At 59.1% G+C, this 16776-nt stretch carries 15 protein-coding genes; 12 read left to right on the top strand and 3 right to left on the bottom strand.

What is annotated here, in order from left to right; all coding sequences use genetic code 11:
- Positions 1–113: 113 nt before the first annotated feature.
- Entirely contained in the window at positions 114–404 is a 291-nt protein-coding gene (locus AB4P92_RS22300; RefSeq protein WP_042560743.1) for a hypothetical protein, read from the bottom strand.
- 404 nt (positions 405–808) lie between these two features.
- Between AB4P92_RS22300 and argF the strand changes: the two genes are divergently transcribed.
- Positions 809–1729: an ornithine carbamoyltransferase gene (gene argF / locus AB4P92_RS22295; protein ID WP_042560744.1), complete on the top strand. Its 921-nt coding sequence runs from the start codon at positions 809–811 to the stop codon at positions 1727–1729.
- Entirely contained in the window at positions 1726–2835 is a 1110-nt protein-coding gene (locus AB4P92_RS22290; RefSeq protein WP_395598166.1) for an ABC transporter ATP-binding protein, read from the top strand. The genes argF and AB4P92_RS22290 overlap by 4 nt, the downstream gene beginning before the upstream one ends.
- 79 nt (positions 2836–2914) lie before the next feature.
- Here AB4P92_RS22290 and AB4P92_RS22285 read toward each other — a convergent pair whose 3' ends face one another.
- A complete protein-coding gene (locus tag AB4P92_RS22285) occupies positions 2915–3697 on the bottom strand; it encodes a PhzF family phenazine biosynthesis protein (RefSeq protein WP_047302905.1) in 783 nt (260 codons plus the stop codon).
- A gap of 98 nt (positions 3698–3795) precedes the next feature.
- The gene (gene ybaK, locus AB4P92_RS22280; RefSeq protein ID WP_042560747.1) at positions 3796–4266 is read right to left on the bottom strand and encodes a Cys-tRNA(Pro) deacylase; all 471 of its coding nucleotides are present in this window, start codon (positions 4264–4266) and stop codon (positions 3796–3798) included.
- 362 nt (positions 4267–4628) lie between these two features.
- Here ybaK and AB4P92_RS22275 point away from each other — a divergent pair, with 362 nt between their 5' ends.
- From AB4P92_RS22275 to AB4P92_RS22230, 10 genes are all read left to right on the top strand, one after another.
- On the top strand, positions 4629–5480 hold the full coding sequence (locus AB4P92_RS22275; protein WP_042560748.1) for an MIP/aquaporin family protein: 852 nt from the start codon (positions 4629–4631) through the stop codon (positions 5478–5480).
- 77 nt (positions 5481–5557) lie between these two features.
- Complete coding sequence (glpK, locus tag AB4P92_RS22270) at positions 5558–7060, top strand: glycerol kinase GlpK (protein WP_042560749.1); 1503 nt, start codon at positions 5558–5560, stop codon at positions 7058–7060.
- A 95-nt stretch (positions 7061–7155) separates the two neighbouring features.
- Complete coding sequence (locus tag AB4P92_RS22265) at positions 7156–7911, top strand: DeoR/GlpR family transcriptional regulator (RefSeq protein ID WP_007916700.1); 756 nt, start codon at positions 7156–7158, stop codon at positions 7909–7911.
- 295 nt (positions 7912–8206) lie between these two features.
- Complete coding sequence (gene glpD, locus AB4P92_RS22260) at positions 8207–9742, top strand: glycerol-3-phosphate dehydrogenase (RefSeq protein WP_042560750.1); 1536 nt, start codon at positions 8207–8209, stop codon at positions 9740–9742.
- Positions 9743–10135: 393 nt separating this feature from the next.
- Positions 10136–11050 carry a glutamate/aspartate ABC transporter substrate-binding protein gene (locus AB4P92_RS22255; RefSeq protein ID WP_042560751.1) on the top strand — a complete coding sequence of 305 codons (915 nt, stop codon included), beginning with the start codon at positions 10136–10138 and terminating at the stop codon, positions 11048–11050.
- Between the two features lie 190 nt (positions 11051–11240).
- Positions 11241–11987 (top strand): amino acid ABC transporter permease, encoded by a 747-nt coding sequence (locus tag AB4P92_RS22250; protein WP_042560752.1) that lies wholly within the window; start codon positions 11241–11243, stop codon positions 11985–11987.
- Entirely contained in the window at positions 11987–12658 is a 672-nt protein-coding gene (locus AB4P92_RS22245; RefSeq protein WP_042560753.1) for an amino acid ABC transporter permease, read from the top strand. Before AB4P92_RS22250 ends, AB4P92_RS22245 begins: the two co-directional genes overlap by 1 nt.
- Positions 12655–13389: an amino acid ABC transporter ATP-binding protein gene (locus AB4P92_RS22240; RefSeq protein WP_042560754.1), complete on the top strand. Its 735-nt coding sequence runs from the start codon at positions 12655–12657 to the stop codon at positions 13387–13389. Before AB4P92_RS22245 ends, AB4P92_RS22240 begins: the two co-directional genes overlap by 4 nt.
- Positions 13390–13544: 155 nt before the next feature.
- Positions 13545–15446, top strand: coding sequence for an ATP-binding protein (locus AB4P92_RS22235; protein WP_395598165.1), 1902 nt, complete (start codon positions 13545–13547; stop codon positions 15444–15446).
- Positions 15443–16771: a sigma-54 dependent transcriptional regulator gene (locus AB4P92_RS22230; protein ID WP_042560756.1), complete on the top strand. Its 1329-nt coding sequence runs from the start codon at positions 15443–15445 to the stop codon at positions 16769–16771. Before AB4P92_RS22235 ends, AB4P92_RS22230 begins: the two co-directional genes overlap by 4 nt.
- The last annotated feature ends 5 nt before the right edge of the window (positions 16772–16776 follow it).

Genomic DNA, 16776 nt, shown 5'->3' with positions numbered 1-16776 from the left:
GGGCAGGCAACAACGCCTGCGGGAACAAAACTATGGCCCGTGTGCCGAAACGGCGCCAGCGACGTTCGTCTTGTGAATCGGCGGCCATCAGGCGAGCCGATAGCCCGACGCGATCAATTGATCGGCAGAGTGGGTGGCGGCGCCAACTGGATTTCCTGAATGGTTTCGATCTGCTCGTGGGCGATGTGCACACCGGTGAGTTCGCCGATCAGGCGCCAATGCTCGTCGAGCCCGGTACTGATGGTCGCCATGCGATCGATCATTTGACGGCTGGCAGCCTTGACCACTTCGTCCTCGCTGCGCAGCAGTTCGAAGGACATCGAGGTCATTGAAGCGGTGAGATGGGTCAAGGAGCGAGCCGTATGGCCCAGCAAATCCATTAACAGTTGTTCTTTCGATTCCATGCGGAGGCTTCCTGCGTCGCTCGAAGGCTATTTATAACTCAGCACTTTGCTTTAGCAAATGTTTCAACGCGAACATCCGACCAAGCGATTACCCGATCACCCGGTATCAAACCGACCTGCGTGGCGCCATACCCGCCACGCCTGATTGCCAAGCCCGGTAAGGCCAGTGTACAAAGAGGCTCGCTGCTGTCCTGAACCCGGCTTCAAATGCGCGACTGCAACTTGCCGTCCGCCCTCCGAATCCCGCAAAAACCGTAGCCTATTGGAAAAACGCGACATTTAGTGTCAATATCGCGCCTTCCCCTATTTCGTCGCCCCTGTGCGGCTTACGCCGCAGGTCTCGCCCGTTGTTCCGTTAAACAAGGCTTTGAGCATCTGCGGTTTGTAGCAAAAGGTAGTCAATGATGAGCGCAAGGCACTTTCTCTCCCTGATGGATTGCACGCCCGAAGAGCTGGTCAGCGTGATCCGTCGAGGCGTTGAGCTCAAGGACCTGCGTAACCGCGGCGTACTGTTCGAGCCTCTGAAAAACCGCGTGCTGGGGATGATCTTCGAGAAATCCTCGACCCGCACCCGGATCTCATTCGAGGCCGGCATGATCCAGCTCGGCGGTCAGGCGATCTTTCTTTCGCCGCGCGACACGCAACTGGGCCGTGGCGAGCCGATCGGCGACTGCGCCATCGTCATGTCGAGCATGCTTGATGCGGTGATGATCCGTACGTTCGCGCACAGCACTCTCACCGAATTTGCCGCCAACTCGCGCGTGCCGGTGATCAACGGCCTGTCCGATGACCTGCACCCGTGCCAGTTGCTGGCCGACATGCAGACTTTTCTTGAGCATCGTGGCTCGATCCAGGGCAAAACCGTTGCCTGGATCGGCGACGGCAACAACATGTGCAACAGCTATATAGAAGCGGCGATCCAGTTCGACTTCCAGTTGCGCATCGCCTGCCCGGAAGGCTACGAGCCCAACCCGGAGTTTGTCGCCAATGCCGGCGATCGTGTGACCATCGTCCGCGATCCAAAGGATGCCGTGCGCGGTGCACACCTGGTGAGCACCGACGTCTGGACCTCCATGGGCCAGGAAGAGGAAACCGCCAAGCGCCTCAAGTTGTTCGCACCGTTCCAGGTCAATCGTGCCCTGCTCGACCTCGCGGCCGAGGACGTGCTGTTCCTGCATTGCCTGCCCGCGCACCGTGGCGAAGAAATCAGTCTCGACCTGCTGGATGACCCGCGCTCCGTCGCTTGGGATCAGGCAGAAAACCGTCTCCACGCACAGAAGGCCTTGCTCGAGTTCCTCGTCGAACCGGCATATCACCACGCATGAGCCATGAATTACTGCTGAACCTGCGCAACCTCGCTTGCGGCTATCAGGACCAACGTGTGGTGCAGAACCTTAATCTGCACCTCAACGCCGGTGACATCGGTTGCCTGCTCGGCTCGTCCGGCTGCGGCAAGACCACCACCCTGCGCGCGATTGCCGGTTTCGAACCGGTGCACGAGGGCGAAATCACCCTGGGCGGCGAGACCATTTCCAGCGCCGGTTTCACCCTGGCGCCCGAGAAACGCCGGATTGGCATGGTGTTTCAGGACTACGCGCTGTTTCCGCACCTGTGTGTTGCGGACAACATTGCCTTTGGCATTCGCAAGCACCCGAACAAAACGCGCGTCACCGAAGAGCTGCTGGAACTGGTCAACCTGAAAAACCTCGGCAAGCGCTTCCCGCACGAGCTCTCCGGTGGCCAGCAACAGCGCGTAGCCCTCGCCCGCGCCTTGGCGCCAGAGCCGCAATTACTGCTGCTTGATGAACCATTCTCCAACCTCGATGGCGAACTGCGACGCAAGCTCAGCCACGAAGTGCGCGACATCCTCAAGGCTCGTGGCACCAGCGCGATTCTGGTAACCCACGACCAGGAAGAAGCCTTCGCCGTGAGCGATCACGTCGGCGTTTTCAAGGAAGGTCGACTGGAGCAATGGGATACGCCGTACAACCTGTATCACGAACCGGCAACCCAGTTCGTGGCCAGTTTTATCGGTCAGGGCTACTTCATTCGCGGCCAGCTCGCCAGCCCGGAATCGGTGCAGACCGAACTCGGCGAATTGCGCGGCAATCGGGCTTATACCTGGCCAATTGGCGGCGCGGTGGATGTGTTGCTGCGTCCGGATGACATCGTGTATGCGCCGGATAGCCCGCTGAAGGCGCACATTGTCGGCAAGACGTTCCAGGGCGCATCGACGCTGTATCGCCTGCAACTGCCGACCGGTGCACAACTTGAATCTATTTTCCCGAGCCACGCCGATCATCAGGTCGGTGCTGAGGTCGGTATTCGCGTTGCGGCCGAACATCTGGTGTTGTTCCAGGCCTCGGGTAGCACGGCGGCGCAGATTCCCGCGGTGGAAAACGGCGTTAGGCGCTACAGCACCGCTCTCTGACGACCAAAAGATCGCAGCTTTGGGCAGCGCCTACAGTGATCCCTGTAGGAGCTGCCGCAGGCTGCGATCTTTTCGTTTCTCAACCCAACACTAATGTGCCGCTCGCAACCAGCGTCGCATTCCCGCCAATCTTCACCCGCTCCCCCTCGAACCGACAGAACAACTCTCCGCCTCGTGCCGAACGCTGACACGCGGTCAGGCTCGACTTGCCCAGACGCTTCGACCAGTAAGGGATCAGGCTGCAATGAGTCGAACCGGTCACCGGGTCTTCATTGATGCCAATCGCCGGAGCGAAATAACGCGAGACGAAATCGTGCTGATTGCCGCGCGCAGTGACGATAGCGCCCAGCCACGGCAGTTTGGCCAATGCGACCATGTCCGGCGTGCACTCGAGCACCGCCTGCTCCGATTCAAGCACCACGAACAGTTCGTTGGAGCCCAGCACATCCACCGCCTCGACACCCAGCGCACGCTCGACATCCAGCGTCACACCAATCTCCGACGGCACAATCGAGGGAAAATCCAGCCACAGGCGGCCCTCCTCACGGCTTACGCTCAGCGGCCCGGACTTGCAGGTGAAGTCGATACGTTCAGCACTTTCCTTGTAGATTTCGAACAGAACATAAGCGCTGGCCAGCGTCGCGTGACCGCACAACGGCACTTCGGTGGTCGGGGTAAACCAGCGAATATGCCAAGCCTGGCCTTCACGCACCATAAACGCGGTTTCCGCCAGATTGTGTTCGGCGGCGATTTTCTGCATCAACTCATCGGCGAGCCACGCATCGAGCCGATAGACCATCGCCGGATTGCCACTGAACGGCCGATCACTGAACGCGTCGACCTGATGAAATTCGAGCTGCATAACCTTCTCCCTGAGTCAGTCGGCAGAGCATGCAACCACGATGAAATCAGCGCCAGTGACAGATCCGGCGAAATTTCTTCATACAGCGCAGGTGACTGTCACGCTCGACCAATATCGGCAAATTTCGCCTGGGTATGTTCGGCGAGAATTGTCGGCGCCAACTCGACCTCCAGCCCTCGCCGACCGGCGCTGACATAAATAGAAGCAAAACCCTGGGCTGAATTATCAATAAAGGTGCGCAGGCGCTTTTTCTGCCCCAAAGGGCTGATACCACCCAACAAATACCCAGTGGAGCGCTGAGCCGCCGCCGGGTCTGCCATCTCGGCTTTTTTCACGCCAGCGGCATGGGCCAAGCCCTTGAGGTCGAGGCTTCCGACGACCGGCACCACCGCCACCAGCAGTTCGCCTTTTTCACTGGCCGCCAGCAGCGTCTTGAACACCTGCGCAGGCTCGAGACCAAGCTTCTCTGCGGCCTCCAGCCCATAAGACGCGGCCTTCGGATCATGTTCGTAACTGTGCACGCGATGTTCGGCACGAACTTTTTTCAACAGGTCCAACGCAGGGGTCATGGCAACTCCAGGCTCGGCAGTGGCAGGAAATTCCTGCGCCGGATTCTAGGCCATCACATCACAAAAGGCTCTATTCCAGGCCACGTTTCCCGCGGCCTGCCGGCATTCCGAGCACGCATCACTGCGCCGACGGCACGCAATCATTCACACCACGAATAGTTACATTGTGACCGACAGTTCACTTTCGACCTTTGACAGCTTTGTTTCTTGTCTATATTTTTTCGAATCTGAATAATGTAAAAATTACGGTTATTACAGCACCCAGCAGTAAACCGGGAACAGGATGGGGATCCTGCCTCGGAGAAGATCGCGCCTTGCCCTGTTGGCAACGCGCCAGACAACAACAAAAATCGAGGTTTTCAATGACAACTGCTTTACAGCAACCATCGCTCTCGGGCCAATGCATGGCCGAGTTCCTGGGTACTGCACTCCTGATCTTCTTCGGTACCGGTTGTGTCGCCGCGCTCAAAGTCGCGGGTGCCAGCTTCGGCCTGTGGGAAATCAGCATCATCTGGGGCGTCGGCGTGAGCATGGCGATCTACCTCACTGCCGGTGTTTCCGGCGCGCACCTGAACCCTGCCGTGAGCATCGCCCTGACAATCTTCGCCGACTTCGAAAAGCGCAAACTGCCGTTCTACATCCTCTCGCAAATTGCCGGCGCCTTCTGCGGTGCACTGTTGGTTTACACGCTTTACAGCAACCTTTTCTTCGATTTCGAACAAACCCATCAAATGGTTCGTGGCTCGGCCGCCAGCCTTGAGTTGGCGTCGGTGTTCTCGACATTCCCGAACCCGGTGCTGTCGACCGCCCAGGCGTTCCTGGTCGAGATGATCATTACCGCGATCCTGATGGGCGTGATCATGGCCCTGACCGATGACAACAATGGCTTGCCGAAAGGCCCGATGGCACCGCTACTGATCGGTTTGCTGATCGCAGTGATCGGCAGTTCGATGGGCCCGCTGACCGGTTTTGCGATGAACCCTGCGCGTGATTTTGGTCCGAAACTGATGACTTTCTTTGCGGGCTGGGGTGAAATTTCCTTCACTGGCGGCCGTGATATTCCGTATTTCCTGATTCCGATTTTTGCACCGATTGTCGGTGCCTGCCTCGGCGCTGCCGGGTATCGCGGGCTCATCGCCCGCCACCTGACCGGCGCCACACCTGCTACAAAGGATGCAGAACCGGCCATTGACGGCAAACCAAGAACTTCTTGAAACAGTCGGCGCGGGTTCCTGCCCTTTAGAACCTGCGCCACGGCCCACTCTCCCTTATTTCGTCCAAGGCAATCGACATGACCGACATTCAGAATAAGAACTACATCATTGCCCTCGATCAGGGTACAACCAGCTCCCGCGCGATCATTTTCGACCGCGATGCGAACGTGGTTTGCACCGCGCAGCGCGAATTCGCCCAGCATTACCCGCAAGCCGGCTGGGTCGAACACGACCCGATGGAAATCTTCGCCACCCAGAGCGCAGTGATGGTCGAAGCGCTGGCCCAGGCCGGTCTGCATCACGATCAGGTCGCCGCCATCGGCATCACCAACCAGCGTGAAACCACCGTAGTCTGGGACAAGACCACCGGCCGTCCGGTCTACAACGCCATCGTCTGGCAGTGCCGCCGCAGCACCGAGATCTGCCAGCAGCTCAAGCGCGATGGCCACGAAGAGTACATCCGTGACACCACGGGCCTGGTCACCGACCCGTACTTCTCCGGCACCAAATTGAAGTGGATCCTCGACAACGTCGAAGGCAGCCGCGAGCGTGCGCGCAACGGCGAATTGCTGTTCGGTACCATCGATAGCTGGCTGATCTGGAAATTCACCGGCGGCAAGGTGCACGTCACCGACTACACCAACGCCTCGCGCACCATGCTCTTCAACATTCATTCGCTTGAGTGGGACGCGAAGATGCTGGAGATCCTCGACATCCCGCGCGAAATGCTCCCGGAAGTGAAAGCCTCGTCCGAGATCTATGGCCGCACCAAAAGCGGCATTGCCATCGGCGGTATCGCCGGTGACCAGCAAGCGGCGTTGTTCGGCCAGATGTGCGTTGAGCCGGGCCAAGCGAAAAACACCTATGGCACCGGCTGCTTCCTGCTGATGAACACCGGCGACAAGGCAGTGAAATCCAAGCACGGCATGCTCACCACCATCGCTTGCGGCCCGCGCGGCGAAGTCGCTTATGCGCTGGAAGGTGCGGTATTCAACGGCGGCTCGACTGTGCAGTGGCTGCGCGATGAGCTAAAAATCATCAACGACGCCCACGACACCGAATACTTCGCCAACAAGGTCAAGGACAGCAACGGCGTGTACCTGGTACCGGCCTTTACCGGTCTCGGCGCTCCCTACTGGGACCCGTATGCCCGTGGCGCGCTGTTCGGCCTGACTCGCGGCGTACGCGTGGATCACATCATCCGCGCCGCGCTGGAATCGATCGCCTACCAGACCCGCGACGTCCTCGACGCCATGCAACAGGACTCCGGCGAACGCCTCAAGGCCCTGCGCGTAGACGGCGGCGCGGTGGCGAACAACTTCCTCATGCAGTTCCAGGCCGACATCCTCGGCACCCAGGTCGAGCGCCCACAAATGCGCGAAACCACGGCACTGGGCGCGGCGTATCTGGCCGGTCTGGCATGCGGCTTCTGGGGCAGCCTGGATGAACTGCGTGGCAAAGCGGTGATCGAGCGTGAGTTCGAACCGAGCCTGGACGAAGTCGAGAAAGAGAAGCTGTACAAAGGCTGGAAAAAAGCCGTCAGCCGCACCCGTGACTGGGCGCGTGAGGACGCCGAATAAGCCAGTCTGAGGACTGACTAAAGCTGGAAACTGGTCGGGAGGAGATTCCTGCGGCATCATGGGCAAATTTTGCACGGCAGCCCAAAGGAAGCCCCATGAATCTGCCTCCCCGTCAGCAGCAAATCCTCGAGCTGGTCCGCGAACGCGGCTATGTGAGCATCGAGGAAATGGCTACGCTGTTCGTTGTTACCCCGCAAACCATCCGCCGCGACATCAATCAGCTCGCGGAAGCCAATCTGCTGCGTCGTTACCACGGCGGCGCTGCCTATGATTCCAGCGTCGAAAACACTGCCTATGCGATGCGCGCCGATCAGATGCGCGATGAAAAACAACGCATTGGTGAAGCCATCGCCGCACAGATTCCCGATCATGCCTCGCTGTTTATCAACATCGGCACCACCACCGAGTCGATTGCCCGCGCCCTGCTCAACCACAACCACCTGAAAATCATCACCAATAACCTGCACGTGGCGTCGATGCTCAGTGCCAAGGATGATTTCGATGTGCTGCTGACCGGTGGCAATGTCCGTCGCGATGGCGGTGTTGTGGGTCAGGCGAGTGTGGATTTCATCAATCAGTTCAAGGTTGATTTTGCCCTGGTCGGTATCAGTGGTATCGACGAGGACGGCAGTCTGCTCGACTTCGATTATCAGGAAGTCCGGGTTTCGCAGGCGATCATTGCCAATGCACGCCAGGTGATTCTGGCGGCGGACTCGAGCAAGTTCGGGCGTAACGCGATGATCCGGCTCGGGCCGATCAGCCTGATTGATTGCCTGGTGACCGACCAGCAACCGGTGCCGGCATTGGCGCAGTTGTTGAGCCAGCACAAGATTCGCCTGGAAGTCGTTTAGCCCCCCTAATCTTCATTTGCTGCGCCGACGCCTTCGCGAGCAGGCTCGCTCCCACATTGGAATGCATTTCAAACTGTGGGAGCGAGCCTGCTCGCGAAGGCAATCGAGTAAACAGCACACATCTAGCGCCCCTTCGCGCATTTAATGTTCGGAAATTTTCCTTTAACGGCCCTTCGATGAGTTTTTTCAATCGAATGCGGCTGGCTGTGCGCGTGTTTATGGGCTACCATTTTCGCAAATGAACATTAATGTTCGAATTCAAATACAGAAAATCACAAGAGCCCGAGGCCAGCCGATGTCTACATCTACCTTGCGTACGCCCCCTATCTCCGAGATCTACGATATCGCCGTCATCGGTGGCGGGATCAATGGGGTGGGGATCGCAGCGGATGCCGCCGGTCGCGGTCTCTCGGTGTTTCTTTGCGAAAAAGATGATTTGGCCAGCCACACCTCGTCGGCCAGCAGCAAGCTGATCCACGGTGGTCTGCGCTATCTCGAACATTACGAGTTCCGCTTGGTGCGTGAAGCGCTGGCTGAGCGCGAAGTGTTGCTGGCCAAGGCGCCGCACATCGTCAAGCCGATGCGCTTCGTGCTGCCGCACCGTCCGCACCTGCGTCCGGCGTGGATGATTCGTGCCGGTCTGTTCCTGTACGACAACCTCGGCAAGCGCGAAAAACTTGCAGGCTCGCGCAGTCTTAAGTTCGGCGCCGACAGCGCACTGAAAAGCGAAATCACCAAAGGCTTCGAATACTCCGATTGCTGGGTCGACGACGCCCGCCTCGTGGTGCTGAACGCCATGGCTGCGCGGGAAAAAGGCGCCCATGTGCACACCCAGACCCGTTGCGTCAGCGCCCGCCGCGCCAAAGGTTTGTGGCATCTGAATCTTGAGCGCGCCGACGGCAGCCTGTTCTCGATCACTGCCAAAGCACTGGTCAACGCCGCGGGTCCATGGGTTGCCAAGTTCATTCGCGACGACCTGAAGATGGAATCGCCATACGGCATCCGTCTGATTCAGGGCAGCCACGTCATCGTGCCGAAGCTGTACGAAGGTGAACATGCGCACATTCTGCAAAACGAAGATCAGCGCATCGTTTTCACTATTCCGTACCTGAACCACTTCACCTTGATCGGCACCACCGACCGCGAGTACACCGGCGATCCAGCCAAAGTGGCGATCACCGACGGCGAAACCGATTACCTGCTGAAAGTGGTCAACGCACACTTCAAGAAACAAGTCAGCCGCGACGACATCCAGCACAGCTACTCGGGTGTGCGTCCGCTGTGCAACGACGAGTCCGATAACCCGTCGGCCGTGACTCGCGATTACACCTTGGCATTGTCGGGTGGCGGTGAGGAAGCACCGCTGCTGTCGGTATTCGGCGGCAAGCTGACCACCTACCGCAAACTCGCCGAGTCGGCGATGGCGCAGTTGATGCCGCACTTCACCCAGATGCGCCCGAGCTGGACGGCTTCGGCGACCCTGCCAGGCGGCGAAGACATGACCACCCCGCAGGCCTTGAGCGCGTTGATCCGCGACAAGTTCGACTTCGTGCCAACCGAGATCGCCCGCCGCTGGTCCACCACCTACGGCAGCCGCACCTGGCGCATGCTCGAAGGCGTGGAAACCCTCGCGGACATGGGTGAACACATTGGTGGCGGGCTCTACACCCGTGAGGTCGACTACCTGTGCAGCGAAGAGTGGGCAACGACCGCGCACGATATTCTGTGGCGTCGCAGCAAGCTGGGGCTGTTCACCACACCTGCCGAGCAGGAGAAACTGGCGGCGTATCTGGGCAAGGTCGAGCAGAATCGCAAGATTGAAGCGGCTTGATATAACCATCGCTTAAATGAAAGCCCCTGAATTGTGAGATTCAGGGGCTTTTTTATGTGGGTTCAGTTGCCTCACCCCGGCCCTCTCCCCTCTGCGCGGTCCAACGTTTCGGAAGGGCCAGGGTAAGAGGCCTCCAACCATTCGGTTTTCCGAACGCGACTTTGCGGTCGATTCGGTTAACCGGATCAGATACACCACAAAAAACTGCCATAAAATTTTAATAGCGTTATAAATCAGAGCCTTAGGTGTTACCGACTGGTATGGCACGACTCATGCTCTACACTCTCTCGACGAATGCCTGCTGTGCCAACACTGCAGGAGCCGTCAGGCATTCGAAGCACAAAAGGGCCGACAAACTGGCTCCATAAAAAAAACAATGTCGAGGAAAATTTGATGCGCATCGTTCCCCATATCCTGGGCGCAGCCATTGCTGCCGCTCTGATCAGCACGCCAGTTTTCGCTGCCGAACTCACCGGCACCCTGAAGAAGATCAAAGAGTCCGGTGTCATCACCCTGGGCCACCGCGATGCCTCCATCCCGTTTTCCTACATCGCTGATGCCTCCGGCAAACCGGTCGGCTACTCCCACGATATCCAGCTGGCTATCGTCGAAGCGATCAAGAAAGACCTCGACCTTCCAAACCTGCAGGTCAAATACAACCTGGTGACCTCGCAAACCCGTATCCCGCTGGTGCAGAACGGCACCGTGGACGTCGAGTGCGGCTCCACCACCAACAACGTCGAGCGTCAGCAGCAGGTTGACTTCTCCGTCGGCATCTTCGAAATCGGTACCCGTCTGCTGTCCAAGGTTGACTCCAAGTACAAGGATTTCGACGACCTCAAAGGCAAGAACGTCGTGACCACCGCCGGCACCACGTCCGAGCGCATCCTCAAGGCGATGAATGCCGACAAGCAGATGGGCATGAACGTCATCTCCGCCAAAGACCACGGTGAATCCTTCCAGATGCTGGAATCGGGTCGTGCCGTTGCGTTCATGATGGACGACGCACTGCTGGCCGGCGAAGCGGCCAAGGCCAAGAAAGCCACCGACTGGGCCGTGACCGGCACTCCACAGTCCTACGAAATCTACGGCTGCATGATGCGCAAAGGCGACGAGCCGTTCAAAAAGGCTGTGGATGACGCCATCAAGGCGACCTACGCATCGGGCGCGATCACCAAGATCTACGACAAGTGGTTCATGGCGCCGATTCCACCAAAAGGCCTGAACCTGAACTTCCCGATGAGCGACGAGCTCAAGGCTCTGATCGCCAATCCGACCGATAAAGCGGCTGACGACAAGAAATCCTGATTTCTGACTAACCTTATCTCCTGAAGGGGCTCGGCCCTTTCAGGAGTTTGTCACTCCCTGCTGGCACATTCTGGAAACACTCGAACCGGTGGCTGTCGAGCCGATCGCGTGTGCCTGATCTTCACGATCAGAGGGAACGGAGTTTCCCAGGCGGGCACTTGTATATCGATCGAATCGAGGGGAGACCCTAATGAATTACAACTGGGACTGGAGCGTGTTCTTCAAGTCCACCGGCGTGGGCAGCGAGACCTATCTCGACTGGTTCATTTCCGGTCTGGGCTGGACCATCGCCATCGCCATCGTGGCCTGGATCATCGCTCTGCTGCTGGGCTCGATACTGGGCGTCATGCGCACCGTGCCGAACCGCATCGTGTCGGGCATTGCGACCTGCTATGTCGAGCTGTTCCGTAACGTGCCGCTGCTGGTGCAGCTGTTCATCTGGTACTTCCTGGTGCCCGACCTGCTGCCCGCCGATCTGCAAGAGTGGTACAAACAGGACCTCAACCCAACCACCTCGGCTTACCTGAGCGTGGTCGTGTGCCTGGGTCTGTTCACCGCCGCGCGTGTTTGCGAACAAGTGCGTACCGGCATCCAGGCGCTGCCGCGTGGCCAGGAATCGGCCGCTCGCGCCATGGGCTTCAAGCTGCCGCAAATCTACTGGAACGTGCTGCTGCCCCAGGCCTACCGGATCATCATTCCGCCGCTTACCTCGGAATTTTTGAACGTCTTCAAGAACTCCTCCGTGGCCTCGCTGATCGGGCTGATGGAGCTGCTCGCGCAGACCAAACAGACTGCCGAGTTCTCGGCCAACCTGTTTGAAGCGTTCACCCTCGCTACCCTGATTTATTTCACCCTGAACATGAGCCTCATGCTGCTGATGCGCGTGGTCGAGAAGAAAGTTGCCGTGCCCGGCCTGATCTCCGTGGGGGGTAAATAATGGAATTTGATTTCAGTGGCATCGTCCCGGCCATTCCCGGTTTGTGGAACGGCATGGTGATGACCCTCAAGCTGATGGCGATGGGCGTGGTGGGCGGGATCATTCTCGGCACCATCCTGGCGCTGATGCGTTTGTCCTCGAGCAAACTGCTGTCGCGGGTTGCCGGCGCCTACGTCAACTATTTCCGTTCGATCCCGCTGCTGCTGGTGATCACCTGGTTCTATCTGGCGGTGCCGTTCGTGCTGCGCTGGATCACCGGCGAAGACACCCCGATCGGCGCGTTCACCTCATGCATCGTCGCGTTCATGATGTTTGAAGCGGCTTACTTCTGCGAAATCGTCCGTGCCGGTGTGCAGTCGATTCCCAAAGGTCAGATGGGCGCGGCGCAAGCGCTGGGCATGAGCTACGGACAGATGATGCGTCTGATCATCCTGCCGCAAGCGTTTCGCAAGATGACCCCGCTGTTGCTGCAACAGAGCATCATTCTGTTCCAGGACACCTCACTGGTTTACACCGTGGGCCTGGTGGACTTCCTCAATGCCTCGCGCGCCAGTGGCGACATCATTGGCCGCTCCAATGAGTTCCTGATCTTCGCAGGTCTCGTGTACTTCACAATCAGCTTTGCCGCCTCGCTGCTGGTCAAGCGTCTGCAAAAAAGGTTCGCCGTATGATCTCTATCAAGAACATCAACAAGTGGTATGGGGACTTCCAGGTGCTGACTGATTGCAGCACCGAGGTCAAAAAAGGCGAAGTGATCGTGGTTTGCGGCCCGTCGGGTTCCGGCAAGTCGACCCTGATCAAATGCGTCAACGCGCTGGAACCGTTCCAGAAAGGCGACATCGTGGTCGACGGCACTTCGATTGCCGACCCGAAGACCAACCTGCCGAAACTGCGCTCGCGCGTGGGCATGGTGTTCCAGCATTTCGAACTGTTCCCGCACCTGACCATCACCGAAAACCTGACCATCGCGCAGATCAAGGTGTTGGGCCGCAGCAAGGAAGAGGCGACCAAAAAAGGTCTGCAACTGCTGGAGCGCGTCGGCCTGTCGGCTCACGCCCACAAGCATCCGGGCCAATTGTCCGGCGGTCAGCAACAGCGCGTGGCGATTGCCCGTGCGCTGGCGATGGACCCGATCGTCATGCTGTTCGACGAACCGACCTCGGCGCTCGACCCGGAAATGGTCAACGAAGTGCTCGACGTGATGGTGCAACTGGCCCAGGAAGGCATGACCATGATGTGCGTGACCCACGAAATGGGCTTCGCGCGCAAAGTGGCTGACCGCGTGATCTTCATGGACGCCGGCAAAATCATCGAAGACTGCCCGAAAGAAGAGTTCTTCGGCGATATCAGCGCCCGCTCCGAACGCGCGCAGCACTTCCTCGAGAAAATCTTGCAGCACTAAAAAACACTGCAGTACCTGTGGGAGCGGGCTTGCCCGCGATGGGGCCTTGTCAGTTGAAGATGATGTCGACTGATAGACCGCTATCGCTGGCAAGCCAGCTCCCACAGGAACAGCGTACTTGCTGCAAGTGTGCTGGTTGACCCAAGGCATCTGTGATGAAATGCGACCCCAATCTTTATCGCGCAGCAACGCCATCACTTGCCGTGAAGCCCCGTCTGATTCGTCACTTGTTCTTGCCGCCGCTGATCATCGCCCTGATGGTCGGACTGGGTTTTATCGGCTTCTGGACCAGTGAACATTTCGGTATCCGTAGCCTTGGCGAGAACGGCCAGCGTCAGCTGGAACTGCACGCCCGCGCCGTCGAGAGCGAAATCAGCAAATACACCTACCTCCCCAGCCTGCTGGAACTGGAAACCAGTGTTCCGCAATTGCTGGCCGACCCGACTCCGGAGCACCGGAAAACGGTCAACGATTACCTTGAAGGCCTGAACCGGCGCAGCCGCAGTCGGGCCATCTACGTGATGGACACCACCGGCCGCGTGATGGCCACCAGCAACTGGCGCGATGTCGACAGTTATCTGGGCGAAGACCTGTCCTTCCGTGCCTATTTTCAAAAAGCCATACGCGGTGAACCGGGCCGTTTCTACGGGATCGGCAGCACCAACGGCGAACCCGGCTACTACCTGGCCCATGGCCTGGAAGAACACGGCAAGATCATCGGCGTCGCCGTGGTCAAAGTGCGCCTCGAAGCCATGGAAGAACGCTGGCAACGGGCGCGCCTCGAAGCGTTTGTCAGCGATGAAAACGGCATCATCATTCTGTCCAGCGATCCGGCCAGACGCCTCAAATCGGTTATCCCGCTGAGCGACGAAGTCAAAGAGAAACTCGCCCGCAGCTTGCAGTACTACTGGTTCCCGCTCACCGAACTGCAACCGCTGGCCCGGGAAACCTTGTCCGAAGGCGTGGAGAAACTCACCTTCCCGTCCAACAGTGAAATCGACTCCGACGAAGACGACATCCGCTATCTGGCGCAGACCCGGCCCCTTAGCGATACACCGTGGAATTTCACCCTGCTGACGCCGCTTCAGGATTTGCGCCGCGAAGCGATCAACCAAGGCATTCTGGTCGCCGTCGCATTTGCCCTGGTGGCGTTCCTGCTGATTGCCTGGAATGAGCGGCGCAAGGTCATCGCCACCCGCCTCGCCGCCCGCGAAGCCTTGCAGGAAGCCAACAATCAACTGGAGCGTCGGATTACCGAACGCACCGCCGACCTGCGTGCCAGCAACGACCGACTCAAGAGTCAGATCCGCGAACGCCGGCAAGCTGAAGAGACGCTGCGCCGGGCCCAGGATGAACTGGTGCAGGCCGGCAAACTCGCCGCCATCGGCCAGATGTCCACGAGCATCGCCCACGAATTGAACCAGCCGCTGGCGGCCATGCGCACTCTCTCAGGCAATACCGTGCGTTTTCTCGAGCGCGGCCAGCTCGATGTCGCCAGCACCAATCTGAAAACCATCAACGACCTGATCGACCGCATGGGCCGGATCACCGCCAGCCTGCGATCGTTTGCCCGACGTGGTGACAATCAGGGCCAGGCCAGCCTCGGCAAAGCCGTGGACGCGGCGCTGCAATTGCTCGGAGCGCGCCTGGAAAATCCGGCACTGCAACTGCGCCGGCAATTCATTGATGTGCAGTTGCACATCGACCAGACCCGCCTCGAACAGATTCTGGTCAACCTGATCGGCAACGCCCTCGACGCCATGCAGGCGCAACCGCTGCCGCAACTGTGGCTGGAAGGTGAAGAGTTCAATGGCAAATATCGCCTGCGGGTGCGCGACAATGGCCACGGTGTCGACGTCGAAGCGCGCAAGCATCTGTTCGAACCGTTCTTTACCACCAAGCCCGGTGAACAAGGCCTGGGCCTGGGCCTGACGCTTTCCGCCAGCCTTGCCGCCGCCACCGGCGGACATTTGGGTGTCGAACACCCTGGTGGCGGCGGTACCACTTTCGTTCTCAGTTTACCGTTGGTAAGCCCTACTCCTGCCGAGCCAATATGAACCAAGACCTCAGTGTATTGATCGTCGAAGACGACCCCCATGTGTTGCTCGGCTGCCAGCAAGCGCTGACGCTGGAAGACATTCCCAGCATCGGCGTCGGCAGTGCAGAAGAAGCGCTGGAGCGCGTCGGCGACAACTTTGCCGGTATCGTCATCAGCGACATTCGCCTGCCCGGCATCGATGGCCTCGAACTGCTGACCCGGCTCAAGCAACGCGACCGCAGCTTGCCGGTGGTGCTGATCACCGGGCACGGCGACATCTCCATGGCAGTTGGCGCAATGCAGAAAGGCGCCTACGACTTCATGGAGAAACCGTTCTCGCCGGAGCGCCTGGTCGATGTTGCACGCCGTGCGCTGGAGCAACGCAGCCTCGCCCGTGAGGTCTCGTCGCTGCGCAGGCAACTGGCCGAGCGGGATTCGCTTGAAGGCCGGATCATCGGGCGCTCGCCGGCCATGCAGAACCTGCGCGAATTGATCGCCAACGTCGCCGACACCTCGGCCAACGTCCTGATTGAAGGCGAAACCGGCACCGGTAAAGAACTGGTCGCTCGCTGCCTGCACGACTTCAGTCGGCGACACAGCAAGCAGTTCGTTGCACTGAACTGCGGCGGTTTGCCGGAGAACCTTTTCGAAAGCGAGATCTTCGGTCACGAGGCCAACGCGTTTACCGGCGCTGGCAAGCGCCGCATCGGCAAGATCGAACACGCCGACGGCGGCACGCTGTTCCTCGATGAAGTGGAAAGCATGCCGCTGCCGCTGCAAATCAAATTGCTACGCGTGTTGCAGGAACGCACCCTCGAACGCCTCGGTTCCAACCAGAGCGTGGCGGTGGACTGCCGGGTGATTGCGGCGACCAAATCCGACCTCGACGAATCGAGCAAGGCCGGCGAATTCCGCAGTGACTTGTACTACCGCCTCAACGTGGTGACGCTGGAATTGCCGCCATTACGCGAACGCCGCGAAGACATCCTGCAACTGTTCGAACACTTCACCCAGCAATCGGCCCTGCGCTTCGACCGCGCACTACCGGAAATGGATAACCAGACCCTGTCGCACCTGATGAGCCACGACTGGCCGGGCAACGTGCGTGAACTGCGCAACGTCGCCGAGCGTTTTGCCCTCGGTTTGCCGGCCTTCAAGAAAACCGGTGCCGGCAGCGCGGGCCAGGGTTTGGCATTTGCCGAAGCGGTGGAAGCCTTTGAACGCAACCTGCTCAGCGACGCGCTGCAACGCAGCGGCGGCAACCTGACCCAGGCCAGCCTGGAACTGGGCATGGCCAAGACCACGCTGTTCGACAAAGTGAAAAAATACGGGTTGAGCCACTGATGGAT

It is taken from the genome of Pseudomonas sp. A0308 (assembly GCF_044218815.1).
GTDB lineage: Bacteria > Pseudomonadota > Gammaproteobacteria > Pseudomonadales > Pseudomonadaceae > Aquipseudomonas > Aquipseudomonas iridis.
The sequence above is the reverse complement of the archived record's forward strand: the minus strand, read 5'-3'. Positions and strand labels throughout refer to the sequence as shown.